A 22,699-nucleotide genomic window follows, 5' to 3' on the forward strand; every position below is an offset into this window, starting at 1 on the left:
TTGGCTGTTGCGCCGCTGAATTCACTCGGTGTCATTGAGAATCAGGCTGCGGTAATGCCCCGGATTTGACCCCGACCATTTGCGAAACGCCTTGTAGAACGAACTGACGTCAGCGAACCCGAGCCGTGTGGCGATTTCGCTGAAGCTGATCGTGGGTTCCGCCAGCCAGACAATCGCCAACTCCTTGCGCACGCTGTCCTTGAGGCCTTGATAGGTTTGCCCTTCTTCGGCCAGTCGGCGGCGCAAGGTTGAAGCCGACATGCACAGGCGTTGCGCCAGGGCTTCGGTTTCCGGCCAGTGTTCGGCCGGCAGGTGGCGCAGGTCGTGTTTGATGCGGCTGGCCAGGCTCTGCGGATCGCGGTACTTCACCAGAATGTTCGCCGGCGCACGGGCCAGGAATCGCTCGAGTTCTTCAGGGCTGCGCTTGATGGGCAGGTCCAGGCAATCGGCGGAGAAAATCATCCGGGTGCGTGGGCGGTCGAAGCGCAGGTTCTCGGAAAACATCACCTGATAGTCATCGCAGAAATCCGGTTTGGAACAGCGCAGCTCGATGGCAAGGATCGGAATCCGCCGTCCTGCCAGCCAGCAGGCAACGCCGTGCACGATCATCCAGTAAGTGAAATAAGTGAAGGCCCGGCGCGGGTCCTTGTCGTCCTCCAGCAGGACGATTTCCGCCAGGCTTTGCTGACGCACCAACTGCGCCGGCAAGTATTCGAGGATCAACGACAGAAACGCCAGGCCGCTGGCCACTCCCGCCGCCACGTTGGGCTGGAGCATGGCGCTGCGACACAGGAACGCAAAGCTGCCGGACTTGAGTTTGCGTGGGTCCATGCCAAAGAACTCATCATCCCCGCGCCGTGCCAGCAACCGCCACAGGCGCGCATAAGCCGTAGCCGGAACGCGGGCGTCGGTGCTGCCCAACAGTTGCGGGTCGATGCCGACCTTGCTCAACACCTCGTCCGTGGCGATTCCTGGCGCGCAGCTTTGCAACAGTGCTTCACGCACCAGTTGAATGGAGATGGTGTCTTTTTCCGACATGGATCGCGGCAAGCCCTGTTCTTGTTCGAGTGGGGGGCATCTTAGCTGAAACAGTATCCCTGTTGATTGATCCACCGCTATCGCGAGCAAGCTCGCTCCCACACTGGATCTGCGTTGTTCACAAATGCTGTGAACACCCGTATTCCTGTGGGAGCGAGCTTGCTCGCGATGGCTTTTCTGAATTCACAGAATGCGGTAGAGCAACCGTTCGATCCGCACACGACTCACGCGCTTGAGGAACTTGGCCACGCCCGCCGGGTATTCGGCCAGGGTTTCCAGGTTCTGGAAGTGCTCGATTCGCCGGGTGTGCTGGAAGATCTCCGCCAGCTCTTTGCCACGCGGTTCCAGCAGTTCGCCATGGGGATCATCGAGCAACAAGGCGTTTTCCAGATCGAGTCGAAACGCTCGCGGGTTGAGGTTGTTACCGGTCAGCAAGGTATAGCGCCGGTCGATCCACATGCCCTTGAGGTGGTAGGTGTTGTCACCGTCACGCCACAGATGCAGGTTCAACTGCCCGCTGTCGATGTTGCGCTGATGACGCTTGGCAAACCGGCGCAAGCTGATTTCGTACAGGTACGGCAGCGCCGAAATGACCCGGAACGGTTCGCTCGGCGGAATGTAGAAGTCGTTGGCCGTCTTGTCGCCGACCACAATGTCGATCTTCACCCCGCGGGCCAGCGCGCGGTTGATCTCGCGGATGATCGCCAGCGGCAGGTTGAAGTACGGTGTGCAAATGGTCAGTTGCTGCTGGGCGCTGGCGATCAGTTCGCAGATCACCCGGTTCAGCGGATTGTTCTTGCCGACGCCGAGCAGCGGGCTGACGGACAAACCGGTCCTGTCGGTGGTGCCCTGCGTGGTGTCGTACGCCGCGTGCTTGAGGCGGCTGCGCAGGTCACCGATGTCATTGCGCAGGCTGCGGGTGGTCGGCAGGTTTGGCAGGTCGAGGCGGTGTACCGCTTTGGAAGCCACCAGGCCGTGCTGCACCAGATGTTGCATCGAATCGGCCAGCTCACGATTGTGCAGCAGGTGATAGCGGTCGTAGCGGTACTTGTCGAACTTGTGCAGATACACGTTGTTCAGGCTCGCACCGCTGTAGATCACGCAGTCATCGATCACGAAGCCTTTAAGGTGCAACACACCGAACAGTTCGCGGGTTTGTACCGGGACGCCGTAGATCGGCACTTCGCTGGCATGGATGCGGGTCATTTCCTGATACCAGGCGGAGTTGCCCGGTTGCTTGCCGGCACCGATCAGGCCGCGCTGGGCGCGCAGCCAGTCGACGACCACCACCACGTCCAGTTCCGGACGCGCCAGTTTGGCGGCGTGCAAGGCATCGAGAATTTCCTGGCCGGCTTCATCCTGTTGCAGGTACAGCGCAACGATGTAGATGCGCCGGGTCGCGCTGGCGATTTTCTCCAGCAGGCAACGACGGAATTCGGCAGCGCCGCAGAGGATGCCAACGGCATCGGCCGTCAGCGGAAAACTGCGCAACTTGGGCAGCAGGGAGCGTTTGAAAAGCGACGGCATAGGGCTCGCAATGGGTCGAATCCGAAGAACCAGAGAGCTTACACCATCGATGGGTTCGGGTCTTGTTACTGTCTGTAATGACGCCATCGCGAGCAAGCTCGCTCCCACGGAAAAGCGCGCGTCAAAGTGTGGGAGCGGGCTTGCTCGCGAAGACCATTTGTCAAACGCCACAAAAAACCGATTGACCAAGGAGAACGATCGTTCTACAGTCGACAACATGAACGAAATCACTAGCAACGACACACGCGACATCATTCTGGATGTCACCGAAAAGTTGATCTACAAAAGTGGCATAGCCGCCACTGGCATGGATCTTCTGGTGAAAACCGCCGGCGTCTCCAGAAAAAGCATCTACCGCTACTTCGCCAACAAGGACGAACTGGTGGTGGCCGCCCTGCAACGCCGGGACCAGCGCTGGATGCACTGGTACAGAGACGCAGTCGGCCAGGCACAAACCCCGGCCGAGCGACTGCTCAACCTGTTTACCGTACTCAAATCGTGGTTCGCCTCCGACGGTTTCCGCGGCTGCGCGTTCATCAACACCAGTGGCGAAACCGGCGACCCGCAAGACCCGGTGCGCCTGCTCGCCAAAGAGCATAAACAGAAGCTGCTCGACTACGTGTGCGAGCTGTGTACCGAACATGGCGCCGAGGATCCGCAACTGCTGGCCAAACAGCTGCTGATCCTGATCGACGGTGCCATTACCGTGGCGCTTGTCATGGGTGATCACAGTGCCGCCGATAATGCGCAATGCATGGCGCGAAAGTTATTGGACCTGTAGCAACCTGATCAAGCTCGACTGTTGTTTTAACTTTAACTTGATACGGAGACTTTAAATGTCTAATGCCGAAGTTCGTCCGCCATTACCCCCTTTCACCCGTGAATCGGCCATTGAAAAAGTTCGCCTGGCCGAAGACGGCTGGAACTCCCGGGACCCGGAGCGGGTGTCCCTGGCCTATACCCTGGACACTAAGTGGCGCAATCGCGCCGAGTTCGCCTATAACCGCGAAGAAGCCAAAGGCTTCCTGACCCGCAAGTGGGCCAAGGAGCTTGATTATCGGTTGATCAAGGAGCTGTGGGCGTTCACCGACAACCGAATTGCCGTGCGTTATGCCTATGAATGGCATGACGACTCGGGCAACTGGTTCCGCTCCTACGGCAACGAAAACTGGGAGTTCAACGAGGACGGCCTGATGGCCCGCCGCTTCGCCTGCATCAACGACATGCCGATCAAGGAAAGCGAGCGCAAGTTCCACTGGCCGCTGGGGCGTCGACCTGACGATCATCCGAGTTTGTCGGATCTGGGCTTGTAATTCAGCTTCACGCTAAACCCTGTGGGAGCGAGCTTGCTCGCGATAGCGGTTGTACATTCAACAGATCTGTTGCCTGTCACACCGCCATCGCGAGCAAGCTCGCTCCCACATTGGTTTTGTGTTGTACAGATGAGTAAGATGCTGCCCTTCCCCGCAGCCTCTTTCTGCACCCGCCGAATAAGCCGATCCCATGCCTTTCGAACTCAGCGTTGACCTCTCCACCCTGGCCATCCTGGCCTTAGTCGCTTTTGTTGCCGGTTTCATCGACGCCATCGCCGGTGGCGGTGGGCTGTTGACCACCCCGGCCTTGTTGACCGCCGGCCTGCCGCCGCATCTGGTGCTGGGCACCAACAAACTCAGCTCGACCTTCGGCTCGGCCATCGCCAGCTTCACCTTCTACCGCCGCAAGCTGTTCCACCCCGCGCAATGGATTCATGCCATCGTCGGCACCCTGGTCGGAGCGCTGACCGGTGCCGTGGTCGCGCATTACCTGCCGGCGGAATGGCTGAACAAGATGCTGCCGGTGATCGTCTTCGCTTGCGGTGTCTATCTATTGTTTGGCGGCACGCCAAAAGCGCCACTGGACAGCGAGGCACCGATCAAGAAAAAGTGGCAGTCGACCCAAGGCTTCAGCCTCGGTTTCTATGACGGTGTAGCGGGTCCCGGCACGGGCGCGTTCTGGACCGTGAGCAGCCTGCTGCTCTACCCCATCGATCTGGTGAAAGCCAGCGGTGTGGCACGCAGCATGAACTTCGTCAGCAACGCGGCGGCGCTGTCGATCTTCATCTTTTCCGGTCAGGTGGACTGGATCATCGGCCTGTGCATGGGCTTGTCGTTGATGGTCGGCGCCTTCTTCGGCGCCCGCACCGCCATCAGCGGCGGCGCGAAATTCATTCGTCCGGTGTTCATCACCGTGGTGCTGGGCCTGACCGTGCGCCTAGCCTGGCAGCACTGGTTCAGCGTGGCCTAAGCGCCGCGCCACGTAGACGTCGATCAGGTAACGGGCAATCGAGCGTGACGCCGGTAACGGCGGCAGCTCGTGCACGTTGAACCACTGGGCGTCCTCGATCTCGTCTTCCTGACAGACGATCTCGCCACCGGCATATTCGGCGTGAAAGCCGAGCATCATCGAGTGCGGGAACGGCCAGCACTGGCTGCCCATGTACTGGATGTTCCTGACCTCGATGCTCACCTCTTCGCGAACTTCGCGAATCAGGCAGTCCTCGGCCGATTCGCCCGGCTCGGCAAACCCGGCCAGGGTGCTGTAGACACCGCTGACAAAACGCGGTGAGCGCGCCAACAGCACTTCATCGCCTCGGGTCACCAGTACGATCATGCTCGGCGAAATCCGTGGGTAGCTGCGCAGATCGCACGGCTGACAGTACATCGCCCGTTCGCGTGGCACCTGGGTCATGGCCTGACCGCAGTTACCGCAATAGCGGTGTTCACGGGCCCAGGTGCCGATCTGTGCGGCGTAACCGAGCACCTTGTAGAGCGTGTGATCGCCTTCGAGCATGAACGCCCGCAGGCCTTTCCAGTTGCAACCCGACACTTCGCTGTGACTGCGCAACTCCAGCAGATAGACCGGCTCGCCATCGAGATGACCGATGCCATGCTCGGCAAGAATCGACAGGTCCTGGCGCTTGAGCCATTCGCGAGCGAACAGTGCGCCGTTGTCATCGAACAGAAAGCCTTCGGGGCTGCGCGCGATGGCCCAGCCGCCGGGTTGATCGGTGTCCAGTACTGCGGTGGTCCAGCGAGGAATCATGGTTAATCAATCCAGAAATTCGGGTTTCTGTTTGCTCATATGGGCGGCCATGGCCACGCGCAGATCGGTGGATTGCAGCATGGCGGCGTTCCAGGTGGCGATGTATTCGAGGCCGTCATCGATGCGATGGTCGCGCATGTAGCTGATCATTTCCTTGGTGCCGGTGACGGCGATCGGCGACTTGCTGGCGATTGCGTAGGCAATGCCCATGACGCCGTCGAGCAGGCTGGCGTTGTCGCTGTAGACGCGATTGACCAAGCCCATGCCTCGCGCTTCGTCGGCGCCGAAGGTGCGACCAGTGTAAGCCAGTTCGCGCAGCATGCCGTCACCGATGATCCGCGGCAAGCGTTGCAGCGTGCCAACGTCGGCGGCCATGCCGATGTCGATTTCCTTGATCGAAAACTGTGCGTCCTCGGCGGCATAACGCATGTCGCACGCGGCAATCAGGTCGATGGCGCCCCCCAGGCAGTAACCCTGAATGGCCGCAAGCACCGGTTTGCGGCAGTTATCGACTGCATTGAAGGACGCTTGCAGGGTGAGGATCTTGCGCCGCAACAGGCGCGCATTGCGTCCGACGTCCTTGCCCAGCTCATTGGCCACACCGGCCAGCATCATCAGGTCGATCCCCGAGGAGAAATGCTTGCCTGCCCCGCTGAGGACCACCACGCGCACTTCATCGGTGTCGTCGATCCACTGGAAGATCTCGACGATCTCGCTCCAGAACGCCGCGTTCATCGAGTTGATCTTCTCCGGGCGGTTGATCTGTACGTGGGCGATTTTATCGACCAGCTCGACGTTGAACGCGCTGTATTGAGACATGCCAATGATCCTTTTGCGGGCAAAAATGAGGCCCGAACTATAACAAGGCATCAAGGTGGGCAGTAAGGCAGCGGTTCGGCCAAATGCGGGACTCAAACCGGCGCACCAGAACAGTGCGTTCCTGATAAATCACGTCGCACATTTATGTGACTGCCCAGTGACTTTTTGATGCCAAAACGCAAAAAAACCTGCACTTCGTCGGGGCGTTTGCACCTCGATCAGGCACGTTCGTACCGCTACAAACCGATTGTCGAACAATTTTGCCATCTGGCCTTTACCGCTCTAAGTTCTGGCCTAGACTCATTTTCTTGAGGCGAAACCGGTCGGTCACAAAGTGGAAAAATAGTCGAAACTTTTTCCAATCCCGATCGGTCCTCTGACAAGAAGGTGCGTTGCGACTGGTGCAATCCTTGCAATGGCTCATTCACCCCTTTTGCTTCGACGCATTGGGCAGCGCCTGCTCACTGATGCGCAGCGCGATTGCGCCCGGCCACAGCAATTGGCCATGAAACACCGTTTGCCAGACCTAAGAATTAGATCAACAACACGGGAGATTCATATGATCAGTACGGCTTTGGAAATACAGGGAGAGCGTGCTCATCAGGTCGGCGAATCGAGCGCCGTAACTGCCGCAAACACCCAACCCGTCGGCGTTCCTGGCACCAGGACGCTGACTCCGGCAGCCAACCAGAATCCGAACCGTAAAAAAGTGTTGTTCGTCACTTCGGAAATTGCCGACCTGGTGAAGACCGGTGGCCTGGGCGACGTTTCTGCAGCGCTGCCACGGGCCATGGCCCATCTGCACGATGTGCGGGTACTGATCCCGGGTTACCCGCAGGTGCTGAACAGCGAAAATCCGATCCATATCATTGGCGAGCTTGGCGGTCATGCTGCGCTGCCACCGTGCAAGATCGGGCGCATGGACATGCCCGACGGTCTGGTCATTTACGTACTGATTTGCCCCGAACTCTACGAGCGCGAAGGTTCGCCCTACGGCGCCAACAACGGCCGCGACTGGCCGGACAACCATATCCGTTTCGCCCGTCTGGGCCTGGCGGCGGCCGATATTGCCGCCAACCTCGCGCAGATCCATTGGTGCCCGGATCTGGTGCACGCCCACGACTGGCCGGCCGGCCTGGCCCCGGCCTACATGCACTGGCGTGGGCAGCGCACGCCGACGCTGTTCACCATTCACAACCTGGCCTATCAAGGCGTGACCAGCCTGGGCTCGTGCCCCGAACTGGGCATTCCCCATCACGCGCTGCAACAGGAAGGTATGGAGTTCTACGGCAAGATGTCGTTCCTCAAGGCCGGCATGGCCTATTCGAGCCACATCACCACCGTCAGCGCGACCTACGCCCAGGAAATCACCACCCCGGATTTCGGCTGCGGCCTGGACGGTTTCCTCGCCGCCAAGACCCAGCAAGGCCTGCTCAGCGGCATTCCCAACGGCATCGATGAAAGCTGGGATGCGGCGACCGATCCGCACCTGTTCTGCCCGTTCAGCATCGGCGACTGGGATGGCAAGGCCGTGAACGCCGCCCATGTCCGCGAGCTGTTCGGTCTGGAAGATTCCCAAGGGCCGCTGTTCGCCGTGGTTTCGCGCCTGGTCTACCAGAAAGGCCTGGACCTGACCGAAGCGGTGTCCGAGTACATCGTCAAGTCCGGCGGCCAGATCGCGATCATCGGCCGTGGCGAACCCGAAGAAGAACAGTCGATGCGCCAGCTTGCCCTGCGTTTCCCCGGGCAGATCGGCGTGCGCATCGGCTTCAACGAAACCGACGCCCGGCGCATGTTCGCCGGCAGCGACTTCCTGCTGATGCCTTCGCGTTACGAGCCATGCGGCCTGAGCCAGATGTACGCCCAGCGCTTCGGTTCGTTGCCGGTGGCGCGCAACACCGGTGGCCTGGCCGACACCATCGAAAACGGCGTGACCGGTTTCCTGTTCGATGAATCCACGGTGCAGAGCTACCAGGAAGCCCTGAGCCGCGCGTTCAAGGTGTTCGCCTTTCCCGACCTGCTGCACGCCATGCGCTGCCGGGCCATGGCGGCGCCGTTCAACTGGTGCAAGGCGGTCGAACCCTACGCCGAGCTCTACGAACAGCTTGTGGCCAAGGCATTGGGGAAATCGCACAAACAGTAAGAGGCTTTCAAGATGCCGTTACGGACCCTTGAGACCTGGCCCCACGGCGCAATCATGCTGGACGCAGAGCACACGCGATTCGCGTTGTGGGCGCCAGATGCGTTCTACGTCAGTGTCGAACTGGAAAATGGACAGTCCTTGCCGTTGCTGCCCCAGGCCGACGGCTGGTTCGTGAGCAACATCCGATGCGCGGCGGGCACGCGTTACCGCTACAGCATCGACGGCGAACTGGAAGTGCCCGACCCGGCCTCCCGCGCTCAGGCCGGCGATATCGACCGGCACAGTGTGGTGGTCGATCCGCTGGTCTATGCCTGGCAACACAGTGCCTGGCTGGGACGGCCATGGAACGAAGCGGTGATCTACGAACTGCATGTCGGTGCGCTCGGCGGCTTCAGCGCCGTCGAGCAGCATTTGGCGCGGCTGGTCGAACTGGGTGTCACCGCGATCGAACTGATGCCCGTCGCGCAGTTTCCCGGTGAGCGCAATTGGGGTTATGACGGCGTCCTGCCCTACGCGCCCCAGGCGTCATACGGCTCCCCCGAGCAGCTCAAGCACTTGATCGACACCGCCCACGGCCACGGCCTGGCGGTGATTCTCGACGTGGTCTACAACCACTTCGGCCCGGATGGCAATTACCTGCATCGTTATGCCAAGGGCTTTTTTCGCGAAGACAAACACACGCCGTGGGGCGCGGCCATCGACTTGCGCCGTCGCGAAGTACGGGACTTTTTCATCGAAAACGCCTTGATGTGGCTGCTGGAATATCGTTTCGACGGTTTGCGCCTGGACGCGGTGCATGCCATCGAAGACCCGGATTTCCTCCAGGAACTGGCACGACGGGTGCGCCAGCAGACGGGCCCGACGCGGCATGTGTGGCTGATGGTGGAGAACGAACACAACCAGGCCAGCCTGCTCGAACAGGGTTACGACGCGCAGTGGAACGATGACGGCCACAACGCCCTGCATGTGTTGCTGACCGGGGAAACCGACGCCTATTACGCCGATTACGCGCAAAACCCCACCGAACAACTGGCGCGCTGCCTGAGCCAGGGTTTCGTGTTCCAGGGGCATCTCAACCGCCATGGTGTGGCGCGGGGTGAACCCAGCGGGCATCTGCCGCCCAGTGCATTCATCCTGTTTTTGCAGAACCATGACCAGATCGGCAACCGGGCCTTCGGCGAGCGCCTGCATCAACTCGCCCACCCGCAAGCGCTGCGGGCCGCCACGGTGCTGCTGCTGTTATCGCCGATGATTCCGCTGCTGTTCATGGGCGACGAGTTTGCGGTCGAGCAACCCTTCCTGTTTTTCACCAGCCATCATGGTGAATTGGCCAAGCAGGTTCGCGACGGCCGGCGCAGCGAGTTCGCGGCGCTCAGCGCCTTTGCCGACCCGATCCTGCGCGAACACATTCCGGACCCGAATGATCCGCAGACGTTTGCAGCGTCCCGCCCGGTCCTGCCATCGACCGGCCATTGCGAGATGCACGACCTGTATTGCCGCCTGTTGCAGATCCGTCACCGGCACATCATCCCGCGCCTGCCGGGCGCCCAGGCACTGGGAACCGATGTGCTGGGCGAAGGCGCGGTCAGTGCATCCTGGCGCTTGGGCGATGGCAGCCAGCTGCGCATTGACCTGAACCTCAGCGCCAGGCCTGTAGTCCATACCTCACAGACCGATGCCATGCGCTTGTTCGAATACCCGCCACAGAACCCCGACCTGCCGGCTACAAACACTCTTGCCCCGTATTGCGCGCTCGTCAGCCTCGCCGCCGCAGTCCCCTTTGCTACCTCGTTTGGAGAGCGTCCATGAGTGATGCGCAACTGGAAATCCTGGCCAGCCGTGCCGGCCTCGCCGTCGACTGGATCGACGCCAACGGCCGCCCGCAAAAAGTCGCGCCGTCCGTGTTGCGCAACGTGCTGGCCGGCCTGGGCCACCCGGCCGGCAGTGCCCAGGAAATCGACGCCAGCCTGCTGGAACTGCAAGAGGCGCAACAGACCCATCACTTGCCGCCATTGATCACCGCCGATGCGGGGATGGGCCTGGACCTGGCGCGCTTTTTCGAGCCCGGGACCCCTTGCGAAATCCACCTGGAGGACGGTTCGCGGCTCAACCTGAAACTGGACGCCAACGCGGTGCTGCCGGGGCTGGTACCGGTCGGCTATCAACAGATCAGCATGGACGGACAAACCTTCACTCTCGCCGTGGCCCCGGCCCGTTGCTATAGCGTGGCCGATGCCGTGGACAACCCGATCCCCCGAGCCTGGGGCCTGAGCGTGCAGTTGTATGGACTGCGCCGCCCCGGCGACGGCGGGTTTGGTGACACCCAGGCGCTGGAGGACCTCGCCCGGGTAGCCGGCGAGCGTGGTGCCGAGGCGCTGGCGATCAGCCCGCTGCATGCGATGTTTTCCAGTGACACCCAACGCTACAGCCCGTATTCGCCGTCCAGCCGTTTGTTTCTCAACAGCCTTTACTGCGCCCCCGGCACCATTCTCGGCGAACGCGCGCTGCGTACCGCCATCGATGCAACCGGGCTGGCCATTGAACTCAAGGCGCTGGAGGAGCGTCCGCTGATTGACTGGCCGGCCGCCGCCGAAGCCAAGCATCGGCTGTTGCAGTCGCTGTACGAAGGTTTCGTCCAGGGTGAACACCCCTTGCACGAAGACTTCAGCAGCTTTCGTCACGCCGCTGGCGAAGCGCTGGAAAACCACTGCCGCTTCGAAGCCATCCAGGAGGCACGCGCCGCCCGGGGTGAACACCTCGACTGGCGGCAGTGGCCCGAACCCTGGCGCAACCCGCGCAGCGCCGAACTGGCGGCATTCGCCGAAGAGAATGCCGGGCGCATCGGCTTCTTCGCCTTCTGCCAGTGGCTGATCACGCGCTGCCTGGAGCGCGCGCAAACCGCCGCCCGCGCCAGCGGCATGAGTATCGGCCTGATCGCCGACCTGGCCGTTGGCGCCGATGGCGGCGGCAGTCAGGCCTGGAGCCGTCAGGACGAACTGCTCGCGTCCCTCACCGTCGGCGCGCCACCGGATATTCTCAACCGCACCGGCCAGGGCTGGGGGATTTCCGCGTTCTCCCCTGAAGGCCTGGTGCGCAATGGTTTCCGGGCCTTCATCGAAATGTTGCGGGCCAACTTCGCCCACTGCGGCGGCTTGCGCATCGATCACGTCATGGGCTTGCAGCGTCTATGGGTAATCCCCAACGGATCGCCGCCAGCCGACGGCGCTTACCTGTACTACCCGGTGGACGATCTGCTGCGTTTGCTGACCCTGGAATCCCATCGTCACCAGGCCATCGTCCTCGGCGAAGATCTCGGCACTGTGCCGGACGGCCTGCGGGAAAAACTCATCGCCCGTTCGATGCTGGGCATGCGGGTATTGCTGTTCGAACAGGACAACACGCACTTCAAGCCGATCCTCGACTGGCCCGACAACGCCCTGGCCACCACCAGCACCCATGACCTGCCGACCCTCAACGGTTGGTGGCATGGTCGCGATATCGACTGGAATGCCCGGCTCGGCATGGTCGATGCCAGCGGTGAAATCGAATGGCGCCAGCACCGCGAACGCGAGCGCGAAGGCCTGCGCCGGGCGTTGAGCCAGGACCCGCAGAACTTTCGCGAAGAGTCCCACGAAACCGACCAGGTGCTCGATGCCAGCGTGCGCTTCCTCGGTCATACCCGGGCACCCTTGGTGCTGCTGCCCCTGGAAGATGCCCTTGGCGTCGAACAGCAAGCCAACCTGCCCGGCACCACCGACACCCACCCCAACTGGTCGCGGCGCTTGCCCGGTTACAGCGAAGCCCTGCTCGACGGAGCGGATGCCGCGCGACGTCTGGAACTGCTCGCCTGCGCACGGCTCCAGGCGGCCGAGCGTGATCGATGACCCAGGTGCCGACCCGACCACTGCGCGCCACCTTGCGCCTGCAATTTCACAAAGGCTTCACGCTCGAAGATGCGGTGCCACTGGTGCCGTATTTCGCCCGCCTCGGCATCAGCCATGTCTACGCCTCCCCGCTGTTGCGCGCCCGCGCCGGGTCGATGCATGGCTACGACGTGGTGGATCCGACCAGGGTCAATCCGGAACTGGGTGGTGAAGCGGCGCTGAACAGCCTGGTCAGCGCCCTGCATGGGCACAACATGGGGTTGATCCTCGACGTCGTCTCCAACCACATGGCGGTCGGCGGCAACGATAATCCCTGGTGGCTGGATTTGCTGGAGTGGGGACGCCTGAGTCCTTACGGAGAGTTTTTCGATATCCAGTGGCACTCATCCGACCCGTTGATGGAAGGCCAGTTGCTCCTGCCGTTTCTGGGCAGCGACTACGGCGTCGCGTTGCAGGACGGCACCCTGCCCCTGCGATTCGATGCCTGGCACGGCACCTTCCATGTCGAGCACTACGAACACCGCTTTCCCATTTGCCCCAGCGATTACGGGGAGCTGCTCAGGACCGATGCACCGCTCGATACGCAACAGGCCGAACAACTGAAAAACCTGGCCGATCGCTTCAGCACCCTGAGCTACCAGACCGACGCCCACAGCCTGGCCCTGCCATTGAAAGCAGAACTTCGCGATCTGGTCAGCGATCCGGCCATTGCCCAAGCCATTGAGCAGCACCTGAACAACTACGTCTCACTGACCGGCGAAGGCTTCCAGCGCCTGCACAACCTGCTGGAACGCCAGAGCTATCGCCTTGCCAGCTGGCGCACCGCCGCCGATGACATCAACTGGCGGCGCTTCTTCGATATCAATGAGTTGGGCGGACTGCGCGTCGAGCGTCCCGCCGTGTTCGAAGCCACCCACGCGAAGATCTTCCAATTGGTGGCTCAAGGGCTGATCGACGGGTTGCGCATCGACCACATCGACGGCCTCGCCGACCCGCGGGGCTACTGCCGAAAACTGCGCCGCCGGGTCGACAGCCTGTCAGCGGGCCGCCACCTGCCCATCTATGTGGAAAAAATCCTCGGCGAAGGGGAAACCCTGCATCGCGACTGGTCGGTGGACGGCACCACCGGCTACGAATTCATGAACCAGTTGTCACTGTTGCAACAGGATCCACGGGGCGCGCAGACACTGGCCGAACTCTGGCATCGTCACAGCGAGCGGCCCGCCGACTTCTGCCAGGAAGCACAACTGGCCCGTCAACAAGTCCTCGGTGGTTCCCTGGCCGGAGATTTCGAAAGCGTCGCCCAGGCCCTGCTGCAAGTGGCCCGGGACAACCTCATGACCCGCGACCTGACCCTCGGCGCCATTCGCCGGGCCTTGCAGGCGCTGATCGTGCATTTCCCGGTGTACCGCACCTACATAGGCCCCCTTGGCCGTTCAGCCCGGGACGAGGCGTTTTTCCGCCAGGCCATGGACGGTGCCCGCCAAACCCTGGGCGAAGCGGACTGGCCGGTGCTCGACTGCCTGGCCGGCTGGCTCGGCGGTGAACCCTGGCGTTCGCGCCCGGCCGGGCGTGAACGCAAGCGTCTGAAGCACGCCTGCGTACGTTTCCAGCAACTGACCTCGCCGGCGGCGGCGAAATCGGTGGAAGACACCGCGCTCTATCGATCGGCCGTCCTGCTCTCGCGCAATGACGTTGGCTTCAACACCGAACAGTTCAGCGCACCGGCCGCCGACTTTCATCAGGCCTGCATCGAGCGCCTCGACACCTTCCCGGACAATCTGCTGGCCAGCGCCACCCACGACCACAAGCGCGGCGAAGATTCACGGGCGCGGCTGGCGGTACTGAGCGAGCGCAGCGCCTGGTACGTCGACCAGATCGGCCTGTGGCGCGCCCTCGCCCGGCCCTTGCGCATCGACGATCAAATGCCATCGTCGGGCGATGAAATGATTCTGTACCAGACGATTCTCGGCAGTTGGCCGCTGGAGTTGGGGATCGATCATCCGCCGTCCCTCGAGGACTATGCAAAACGTATCTGGCAGTGGCAACGCAAGGCCCTGCGTGAAGCCAAACTGCAAAGCAGCTGGAGCGTGCCCAATGACCCTTACGAGCAAGCGACAGAGGACTTCATCCAGCGCCTGTTGCTCAGCCCCGAAGGTGAGCTGTTGCGTACGGCCCTGGCCAAGGCTGCCCGTTCGATTGCCGCCCCCGGCGCACTCAATGGTTTGGCGCAAACCTTGCTGCGCATGACCGTGCCCGGCGTGCCGGATTTGTATCAGGGCAACGATTTCTGGGACTTCAGCCTGGTCGACCCGGACAACCGTCGTCCCGTGGATTACGCCAGCCGCCAGCAGGCGTTGCAGCAAGCGGTGGACCTGCCGGACTTGTTGCAGAACTGGCGTGACGGGCGCATCAAGCAAACCTTGATTGCGCGCACCCTGGGCCTGCGCGCCGAGCATGCCGAGCTGTTTCGGCGTGGCACCTACCAGGCCCTGGAAGTGGTGGGCAGCGAGGCCCATCGAGTGCTGGGATTTGTCCGTGAACGGGAGGGGAAACGCGCCATTGTGATTGTGCCGATACGTTGTGCCGATCTGCTGGAAAACGGTGCCGAACCACAGGTCCACGCGCCGCGGTGGGGCGAAACCCGGGTCAAACTGCCGTTCGCCGACCCTGACGAACATCTGCAGGGACTTTTTTCCGGCATCACAGTCACAAAACACAGGGAGCTGTTGATCAGCGCCGCGCTGGGGGATTTCCCGGTCAATCTCATTATTCAAACTACCCACACTTGAGTTCAGTTCAGGAGCATTGCGATGAGTACCGACGAAAAACGCATCCGCGAATTTGCCTATCAGATCTGGGAATCCGAAGGAAAACCCGAAGGCCAGGAAGCCCGCCACTGGGAGATGGCGTGCAAACTGGCGGACGCCGAAGCCCTGGCCCCGAAAAAACCGGCCAAGGCTGCCCCGAAAACCCCGGTCAGCAAAACGGCCAATGGCAAGGCTGGCGATGCCAAGGTCGCCGCGCCAAAAGCCAAGGCCAAACCGGCAGCGGCTTCAAAAGTGGTCCCACCGGGGGAAAAGGCCGTCGAGAAAAAGCCCCGGGCTGCGCGAAAACCGCCAGCGGTTTGAATATGTCTTGAGGCCCCTTCGCGGGCAAGTCGGACCGCCGCACCGCCGCTCCCACAGTGTTTGAAGGTGTGGCTGCAATCTGTGGCAACTCACAATACCTGTGGGAGCGGGCTTGCCCGCGAAGAGGCCATCACTTCCAGCATTGATGTTGCCTGACACACCGTTTTCGTCGGAGCGCCGCCCGGAGCAAACTCGCTCCTACAGGTAACCCCCGTTTACAGGAGTACCCATGACCAGTCCGAAGAAAGCCGCCGCGCCAGCCCCTCGTGCCGAAACCACACGAATCCGCGAAGGCCTGCCCTTTCCGCTGGGTGCCACCTGGGATGGACTGGGAGTCAACTTCGCCCTGTTTTCCGCCCACGCCACCAAGGTTGAACTGTGCCTGTTCGACGACGCCGGCGAAGTGGAACTCGAACGCATCGAACTGCCCGAATACACCGACGAGATTTACCACGGCTACCTGCCCGACGCCCATCCGGGGTTGGTTTATGGCTATCGCGTCTACGGTCCGTACGACCCGGCCAACGGCCATCGCTTCAACCCCAACAAACTGCTGATCGACCCCTACGCCAAACAACTGGTGGGCAAGTTGAAATGGTCCGAAGCGCTGTTCGGCTACACCATCGGCCACCCCGACGCCGACCTCAGCTTCGATGAGCGCGACAGCGCGCCCTTCGTGCCCAAATGCAAGGTCATCGACCCGGCGCACACCTGGGGCCACGATCATCGTGTCAGCGTGCCGTGGGACAGGACGATCATCTATGAAACCCATGTGCGCGGCTTCAGCATGCGTCACCCTGCCGTCCCCGAGAATCTGCGCGGCACCTTTGCCGGGTTGATGGTCGATGAAGTGGTTGAGCACATCCGCAAACTCGGTGTGTCGACCGTGGAGCTGCTGCCGATCCATGCGTTCGTCAACGACCAGCATTTGCTGCACAAGGGCATGACCAACTATTGGGGCTACAACAGCATTGCGTTCTTCGCCCCCGACCCGCGGTACCTGGCCAGTGGCAAGATTGCCGAATTCAAGGAAATGGTCGCGCACCTGCACGAAGCCAATCTGGAGGTGATCCTCGACGTGGTCTACAACCACACCGCCGAGGGCAACGAACAAGGCCCGACCCTGTCCATGCGCGGCATCGACAATGCCTCCTACTACCGCCTGATGCCCGATGACAAACGCTTCTATATCAACGATTCCGGCACCGGCAACACCCTGGACCTGAGCCACCCGTGCGTGCTGCAAATGGTCACCGACTCCCTGCGCTACTGGGCCACGGAAATGCACGTGGACGGCTTTCGCTTCGACCTCGCAACCATCCTTGGGCGCTATCACGATGGTTTCGACGAGCGCCACAGTTTCCTGGTGGCCTGCCGCCAGGACCCGGTACTGCGCCAGGTCAAACTGATCGCCGAGTCATGGGACTGCGGCCCCGGCGGTTATCAGGTCGGCAATTTTCCGCCGGGCTGGGTCGAGTGGAACGACAAGTTCCGCGACACCGTGCGCGCCTTCTGGAAAGGCGACGACGGGCAACTGGCGGACTTTGCCAACCGCCTGACCGCTTCGGGCGAAATGTTCAACCAACGTGGCCGGCGGCCTTACTCATCGGTCAATTTCGTCACCGCCCACGACGGTTTCACCCTCAACGACCTGGTGTCCTACAACGACAAGCACAACGAAGCCAACGACGAAAACAATCAAGACGGCAGCAACAACAACCTGTCCTGGAACCACGGCGTCGAAGGCCCCACCGACGATCCCGAGATCAACGCGCTGCGCCATCGGCAGATGCGCAATTTCTTCGCCACCCTGCTGCTGGCCCAAGGCACGCCAATGCTGGTGGCCGGCGACGAGTTCGCCCGCACCCAGGACGGCAACAACAATGCGTACTGCCAGGACAGCGAGACCGGCTGGGTCAACTGGGACCTCAGCGACGACGGCAAGGCCCTGCTCAAGTTCGTCAAACGCCTGATCAAATTGCGCCTGACCTACCCGGTCCTGCGGCGCGGGCGTTTCCTGGTGGGTAATTACAACGAGGACATCGGCGTCAAGGACGTGACCTGGCTGGCACCGGACGGTACGGAAATGACCACCGAGCATTGGCACGATGCGCACAATCGATGCCTGGGCATGCTGCTCGATGGCCGCGCCCAGGAAACCGGCATTCGCCGCAAAGGCGTCGACGCGACATTGATGCTGGTGGTCAACGCACATCACGACATCGTCAATTTCCGGCTGCCTGAAGTGCCTGACGGCGGTTTCTGGACATGCATGATCGACACCAACCAACCGTCGATCCGCGGCCAGGAGCGCTTTGAGTTTGGCCACGAGTACTCGGTCACCGGCCGTTCGTTGCTGCTGTTCGAATTGCAGCATGAGGAAGAAGAGTAAAAGAGACGCCAGGTATTCATAGCCGTGACACCGCAGGGCGGAAATATCATTGCGGACAACTTCACGACGCGACGAATAGCGTTACATGAGCAATACTCGATTCGCGGCAATCCAGGGTTTGGCTTGTCGCGCCGCTATCCACCAGCCCTCAAGGGTCTGCCGGGCTTGTCCCATGCACGACTGAAGGCGACGCAGAACAAGGACGTATCCACCATGAAACCCGTTTCCCTGAGCGAAGTCAGCCTGCCCTCACAGATCTGGAACAGCGCCCCGCAACTGGACAGCATTCCGGTCATCAACACCCAATCCCTGGTACCCACTGGCGCACGCGTGGTGCTCATTGCCCCGCACCCCGGCGATGAAGTCGTGACCTGCGGCGGCCTGCTGCAATTGCTCAGTAACCTGGGCCACCCGCTGCAATTGATCTCGATCACCGACGGCAGCGCCAGCCATCCGGGGTCACAGCAGTGGTCGGAAAAACGCCTCAGCGTATTTCGTCCCCAGGAAAGCGTGGAAGCCATACGTCGACTCGGGTTGCCGATGCACAGCCTGAAGTGGATTCGTGGCGGGTTTACCGATAACGCGCTGGCGGAGCAGGAAGATCAGATCGCCCGATTCATCACGCGCTACCTGCGCCCAGGTGATGTGGTGTTCAGCACCTGGCGCCAGGACGGCAATGTCGACCACGACACTGTTGGCCGCGCGAGCGCCAGGGCGGCGGCCAATATCGGGGCCACCTACAACGACGTACCGTTCTGGGCCTGGCACTGGCCGGCACGGGACCGGGAGCTGATTCCCTGGCACCGTGCCCGCAAGGTGCGCCTCGATACCTGGACCGTCGCCCGCAAGAGTCACGCCACCCATGCCTACGCCAGCCAACTGGACGGCGAACCGGCCATCGGCCTCGCGCCGTTGCTGCCCCGGCCGCTGCTGGAGCGTATCCGTTTGCCTTATGAAATTGTGCTGGTTTGAAAACGCAGCCCATTGGACTGAACTGCCTGCCATCGCATCAGTCGCATACATAAGCAGCCCTGAGTCAGAGGAGTGCATGTGGCCAGTCATTCAAAACCGCAGGTAACCGAATCAATGCCATTGAACACGCCCCCGGCGATTCATCGGCTTCGCGTGCTGACGGTCAACACCCATAAGGGTTTTACCGCACTCAACCGGCGCTTCATCCTTCCTGAATTGCGTGAAGCGGTGCGCAGTACGTCGGCAGACCTGGTGTTCCTGCAGGAGGTCGTCGGCGAGCACGACCGCCACTCCTCCCGCTACAACGATTGGCCACAAACCTCGCAATATGAATTCCTCGCCGACAGCATGTGGAGCGACTTCGCCTATGGGCGCAATGCCGTCTATCCCGACGGTCACCATGGCAATGCCCTGCTGTCGAAATATCCGATCCGCGAGTATCGAAACCTGGATGTTTCCATTACCGGCCCGGAACGCCGTGGTTTGTTGCACTGCGTGCTGGACGTGCCGGGGCATCGCGAAGTGCATGCGATCTGCGTTCACCTCAGCCTGCTGGAAAGCCATCGTCAGCTGCAGTTGCAGTTGCTCTGTCAGCTCCTCGAGTCCCTGCCGGATGATGCGCCGGTGATCATTGCCGGCGACTTCAACGACTGGCAGATGCAGGGCAATGCCACCCTTGCCCGCCGCGATGACTTGCACGAAGCCTTCGAACGCCACCTTGGTCGTCCTGCCAAAACCTACCCCGCGCGGTTTCCCTTGCTGCGCCTGGACCGCGTCTACCTGCGCAACGCCAGCAGCCATGAGCCGCAAATACTGGGAAACAAGCCGTGGACGCACCTGTCCGACCATTTGCCGCTGGCGGTGGAAGTGCATCTCTGAATCACGGCCATCAGGCGTCTGCTCCTGTGAAACCGCCCCCCACCTGTTATTTCTGACAGTAGCCACATTCAAGCGGTGCCTGCTACGTTGGTGATGCCCTGCCGATGCCGACAGGGGAAGTCGGTCCTGGCCATTCCTGGCGGCCAAAGGAACGGACGTTGATCCCATCGCGGAGGCAACCATGGAGTTTTCGACAGATCTGCCCAAATACCGTTTCAGCGCCTGCCTGTTCTCGATCTGGTTATGCACGAACTGGCCCCAGGCTGCCGACGCCGCCTGCACACTCACCCCCACCGCCGGTAACGACAACTTCGTCTGCGACAGCGCCACCAGTGGGCCGTTGACCGACTTGTCCGGTAATAACACCCTGACCTTTCCTGCCAACAGCACCGGCAGGATCAACGGCAACCTGACCTTCGGCGCCGGCGCCGACACGGTGAACATGGCGTCCGGTACCGTGGCCGGCGCTGTGGATCAGGGCGAGGGGGCGGATAGTTTCACGATCAGCGCCGGGCAAGTCACCGGCGCGGTCAGCCAGGGCAATGGCATCGATAACTTCAGCATGTCTGGCGGGACCCTTCAGTCCCTGGCCCAGGGCGACGGCCGCGACACCTTCCTGATGACCGGCGGCACCATCGTTCGCGCCTTCGAGGACGGCGACATCGCCAGGATGACAGGCGGCACCATCGGCCGGGTCGACATGAAGCTCGATAAAAATATTTTCGATATGTCCGGCGGGCAGATCCTCGCCAACCTGGTGACAGGTCTAGGCACCGATACCATCATCGTTTCCGGGGGCCGTATCGGCGGCAACATCAGTGTCAGCAACGGCAACGACAGCATCACAGTCACCGGTGGCGAAATCGTCGGCGAGATCCGCGCCGGCAATGGCGATGACACCCTGGTGTGGGACGGCGACGGGATCATCCGCTCGCAAATCCTGCTGGAGGCAGGCAACGACAGCGCCACCCTGCGCAACCTCAGCGAAAGCACCCTGGCCCTCACCCCGAGCATCGATGGCGGTGTCGGCAATGACCTGCTGACCTTCGATCACACCACCTCGTCCGGCGCCGCCCGGTATATCCACTGGGAAACGGTCAACCTCGGCAACGGCTCGCGCTTTGATCTCGATGGCACTTTTCAACTGGGGGACAGCACCACGGGCACCGGCGTGTTCAATGTTGATGGCAGCAGTACGCTGACGTCGGTGCAGGGCAGCATCACGCCATTGACCGCGGGCCGGCTCGCGACCTTGAACAACAGCGGGGTCATCGACCTCACTCGTGGCAACTCGCGCACCAATGACAGCCTGACGGTTGAAGGCAACTACGTAGGTAATGGCGGCCAATTGCTGTTGCAAAGCGCCGTGGGCGATGACAGTTCTCCCAGCGACAAGCTGGTGGTCAACAACGGGACATTGACCGGCAACACCCTGATCAGCGTCACCAATGTTGGCGGCGCGGGTGCCCTGACCCGGCAAAACGGTATCCAGTTGGTACAGGCCCAAGGCACGGCAGTCAGCGACAACAGCGCGTTCGCCCTCAAAGCCCCGGTGTCGGTTGGCGCCTTCGATTACCGCCTGTTCAAAGGCGGTATCACACCGGGCAGCGAAAACAGCTGGTATTTGCGCTCCTCTGTGGTGGCACCGCCAGTGGTAGCCGTCGCCAACCCTGATCCCGCCTTGCCGCCGACGCTGGTGCCCATCGTGGCAGTGCCGGTGGCTGCACCAGTGGTTGTGGCCACAACGGCTGAAGGGGTGGCAACGGTCGAAGCCCCGGTGTTGCCGGCTGCCGTACCCGGCGCCGCACCAATCCCCCTGTATCGCGAGGCGGTGCCAACCTGGTCGGTGGTGCCGCCGGCGGCAGCACAATTGGGCCTTACCGCTTTGGGCACCTTCCATGACCGTCAGGGCGATCAGCGCCTGCTGACGCAAACCGGTGCGCTCAGTGCAGGTTGGGGCCGGGTCTACGGCAAGAACCTCGAGCAGACCTGGGCCGGCACCGTTACGCCAAGACTGGACGGCTCGCTCAATGGCTTTCAGGTCGGCAATGATCTGTTCGGCTCAGCGTTGGCGGGTGGGCAAACCCAGCGCAGCGGTTTCTTCATCGGCCATAGCCGCTTGCAAGGCGATGTCGACGGTTTCAATCAGGGCTTCGAAGGCAAGCGCTCCGGCAACGTCGAGTTGAAAGGCGACAGCCTTGGCGTTTACTGGACCCTGACCGACCCCGCCGGCGCGTATCTCGATACCGTGGCCATGTACACCTGGCTCAATGGCGACAACCGTTCCGAAAGTGGACTGAAGATCGACAATGACGGGCACGTAACGACGTTATCGGCAGAAGTCGGCTACCCGATCCCGGTGGCCGGTAACTGGGTGGTCGAACCCCAGGCCCAGGCGATTTACCAGAAGGTCAAACTCGACAGTCAGGACGACGGCGTTTCCCATGTATCGTTCGATTCCGACAGTGCGTGGACTGGCCGCGTCGGCGCACGCCTGAAGGGTCGTTACGAGGTCGGCGGGCGGCCGGTGGAACCCTATCTGCGGGCCAACATCTGGCACACCTTTACGGGTACGGATACGGTCACCTTTGACCATCTCGATCAGATCGAAACCCAACAACGCACCTCGTCCGCCGACCTCGGTATCGGCATGGTGCTGAGCGTTGCGGCCTCGGTCAGCATGTACGCCGGACTCGACTACACCAGCAATATCGACAGCAACCAACAACGGAAAACGTTCGGTAACCTGGGGGTCCGGGTGGAGTGGTGATGAAAGACAACCACGCTAACGGGTTGATTGGCAGCCTGGGTGTACGGTTGCGCTGGTGAGGGA

Annotated in this window: 16 protein-coding genes; 12 read left to right on the top strand and 4 right to left on the bottom strand. The window is 61.6% G+C overall.

The features are described 5' to 3' along the window. Positions 1 to 21: 21 nt before the first annotated feature. Both KW840_RS15005 and pssA read right to left on the bottom strand, forming a co-directional pair. The gene (locus KW840_RS15005) at positions 22 to 1,038 is read right to left on the bottom strand and encodes an AraC family transcriptional regulator (protein WP_218496088.1); all 1,017 of its coding nucleotides are present in this window, start codon (positions 1,036 to 1,038) and stop codon (positions 22 to 24) included. Between the two features lie 183 nt (positions 1,039 to 1,221). Then, positions 1,222 to 2,565 (bottom strand): CDP-diacylglycerol--serine O-phosphatidyltransferase, encoded by a 1,344-nt coding sequence (pssA, locus tag KW840_RS15010; protein ID WP_218495972.1) that lies wholly within the window; start codon positions 2,563 to 2,565, stop codon positions 1,222 to 1,224. Positions 2,566 to 2,782: 217 nt separating this feature from the next. Between pssA and KW840_RS15015 the strand changes: the two genes are divergently transcribed. The 3 genes from KW840_RS15015 to KW840_RS15025 all read left to right on the top strand — a co-directional run bounded on the left by KW840_RS15015 (position 2,783) and on the right by KW840_RS15025 (position 4,848). Beyond that, the gene (locus KW840_RS15015) at positions 2,783 to 3,346 is read left to right on the top strand and encodes a TetR/AcrR family transcriptional regulator (protein WP_218495974.1); all 564 of its coding nucleotides are present in this window, start codon (positions 2,783 to 2,785) and stop codon (positions 3,344 to 3,346) included. A gap of 55 nt (positions 3,347 to 3,401) precedes the next feature. Continuing rightward, the gene (locus KW840_RS15020; protein ID WP_020799197.1) at positions 3,402 to 3,878 is read left to right on the top strand and encodes a nuclear transport factor 2 family protein; all 477 of its coding nucleotides are present in this window, start codon (positions 3,402 to 3,404) and stop codon (positions 3,876 to 3,878) included. 190 nt (positions 3,879 to 4,068) lie between these two features. After that, positions 4,069 to 4,848 carry a TSUP family transporter gene (locus KW840_RS15025; RefSeq protein ID WP_057714950.1) on the top strand — a complete coding sequence of 260 codons (780 nt, stop codon included), beginning with the start codon at positions 4,069 to 4,071 and terminating at the stop codon, positions 4,846 to 4,848. On the opposite strand, the gene nudC is transcribed toward KW840_RS15025, so the two are convergent. Together nudC and KW840_RS15035 are read right to left on the bottom strand one after the other, a co-directional pair. After that, positions 4,816 to 5,646 carry an NAD(+) diphosphatase gene (gene nudC, locus KW840_RS15030; RefSeq protein WP_057714951.1) on the bottom strand — a complete coding sequence of 277 codons (831 nt, stop codon included), beginning with the start codon at positions 5,644 to 5,646 and terminating at the stop codon, positions 4,816 to 4,818. The genes KW840_RS15025 and nudC overlap by 33 nt on opposite strands. A 6-nt stretch (positions 5,647 to 5,652) precedes the next feature. Next, positions 5,653 to 6,465, bottom strand: a complete 813-nt coding sequence (locus KW840_RS15035; protein WP_057714952.1) for a crotonase/enoyl-CoA hydratase family protein — start codon at positions 6,463 to 6,465, stop codon at positions 5,653 to 5,655. 559 nt (positions 6,466 to 7,024) lie between these two features. On the opposite strand from KW840_RS15035, the gene glgA reads away from it, so the two are divergent. From glgA to KW840_RS15080, 9 genes are all read left to right on the top strand, one after another. Then, positions 7,025 to 8,608: a glycogen synthase GlgA gene (glgA, locus tag KW840_RS15040; protein WP_218495976.1), complete on the top strand. Its 1,584-nt coding sequence runs from the start codon at positions 7,025 to 7,027 to the stop codon at positions 8,606 to 8,608. 12 nt (positions 8,609 to 8,620) lie between these two features. Beyond that, entirely contained in the window at positions 8,621 to 10,417 is a 1,797-nt protein-coding gene (treZ, locus tag KW840_RS15045) for a malto-oligosyltrehalose trehalohydrolase (protein WP_218495978.1), read from the top strand. Then, positions 10,414 to 12,492 carry a 4-alpha-glucanotransferase gene (gene malQ, locus KW840_RS15050; RefSeq protein ID WP_057714955.1) on the top strand — a complete coding sequence of 693 codons (2,079 nt, stop codon included), beginning with the start codon at positions 10,414 to 10,416 and terminating at the stop codon, positions 12,490 to 12,492. The genes treZ and malQ overlap by 4 nt, the downstream gene beginning before the upstream one ends. Next, the gene (locus KW840_RS15055) at positions 12,489 to 15,284 is read left to right on the top strand and encodes a malto-oligosyltrehalose synthase (protein WP_218495980.1); all 2,796 of its coding nucleotides are present in this window, start codon (positions 12,489 to 12,491) and stop codon (positions 15,282 to 15,284) included. The genes malQ and KW840_RS15055 overlap by 4 nt, the downstream gene beginning before the upstream one ends. Before the next feature lie 21 nt (positions 15,285 to 15,305). Further along, on the top strand, positions 15,306 to 15,623 hold the full coding sequence (locus KW840_RS15060; protein WP_218495982.1) for a DUF2934 domain-containing protein: 318 nt from the start codon (positions 15,306 to 15,308) through the stop codon (positions 15,621 to 15,623). 229 nt (positions 15,624 to 15,852) lie between these two features. Then, a complete protein-coding gene (gene glgX, locus KW840_RS15065) occupies positions 15,853 to 18,015 on the top strand; it encodes a glycogen debranching protein GlgX (RefSeq protein WP_057714958.1) in 2,163 nt (720 codons plus the stop codon). Between the two features lie 213 nt (positions 18,016 to 18,228). Beyond that, positions 18,229 to 18,987, top strand: coding sequence for a PIG-L deacetylase family protein (locus tag KW840_RS15070; RefSeq protein ID WP_057714959.1), 759 nt, complete (start codon positions 18,229 to 18,231; stop codon positions 18,985 to 18,987). A 114-nt stretch (positions 18,988 to 19,101) separates the two neighbouring features. Then, positions 19,102 to 19,866 carry an endonuclease/exonuclease/phosphatase family protein gene (locus KW840_RS15075; protein WP_218495984.1) on the top strand — a complete coding sequence of 255 codons (765 nt, stop codon included), beginning with the start codon at positions 19,102 to 19,104 and terminating at the stop codon, positions 19,864 to 19,866. A gap of 181 nt (positions 19,867 to 20,047) precedes the next feature. Continuing rightward, positions 20,048 to 22,636 (top strand): autotransporter outer membrane beta-barrel domain-containing protein, encoded by a 2,589-nt coding sequence (locus tag KW840_RS15080; protein WP_218495986.1) that lies wholly within the window; start codon positions 20,048 to 20,050, stop codon positions 22,634 to 22,636. The last annotated feature ends 63 nt before the right edge of the window (positions 22,637 to 22,699 follow it).

The organism is Pseudomonas sp. PDM30 (assembly GCF_019218985.1).
Classification (GTDB): Bacteria; Pseudomonadota; Gammaproteobacteria; order Pseudomonadales; family Pseudomonadaceae; genus Aquipseudomonas; species Aquipseudomonas jessenii.